This window comes from Desulforhabdus sp. TSK (assembly GCF_022836495.1).
In the GTDB taxonomy this organism is placed as follows: domain Bacteria; phylum Desulfobacterota; class Syntrophobacteria; order Syntrophobacterales; family Syntrophobacteraceae; genus Desulforhabdus.
In genome coordinates this window covers 1-515 of sequence record NZ_BQXM01000132.1, presented here as the reverse complement: position 1 = coordinate 515, position 515 = coordinate 1, and the positions used below count along the sequence as shown (strand labels likewise).

The window sequence follows — 515 nt, the reverse complement described above, 5'->3', positions numbered from 1 at the left end:
TCCCCGATGGCAATCAGACGACAAGGGTATGCGTCGTCGCGCCTGCATGAGGGCGAAAAAAGGCGGAGAAACCGATTGCCTGGATAATGGAGAGGTCGGTTTCTCACCTTGTCTGTAAATTTAATGGTCTGGAATCATTTTCTTTTTCTTCGATAGCTGGCCCCTCCCATGATGAGGACCTGAGAGCGGTGTACGAGCCGGTCGGCAATGGCCGTAGCCACAGTGGTGGAATCGAAAACCTTTCCCCATTCAGCGAAGGGCAGATTAGTGGTCAAAATGGTTGACCGGGTCTGATGCCTTTGGCTGATGACCTGGAAGAAGAGGTTTGAGCCCTGTTGGCCGAGGGCAAGATAACCGAGCTCGTCAACTTATGTGAAGCTCCACATAAGTTGACTTATGTTGAGTGTTCATTAATGTTGAGAGCCTGCCGGCTTGGCTCTCTGCTGAAGCTTCCGCCGGCATATCCCTTCACATAAATGAATCCGCTGTTCAGCACCTTAGAGCGACTCCAGCCA

At 51.7% G+C, this 515-nt stretch carries 1 pseudogene; it reads right to left on the bottom strand.

Annotated features, from left to right (window positions below):
• Positions 1 to 134 precede the first annotated feature (134 nt).
• Positions 135 to 356 (bottom strand): annotated as a pseudogene (locus MWC30_RS23220) (ATP-binding protein); the annotation flags it as partial.
• Positions 357 to 515 lie beyond the last annotated feature (159 nt).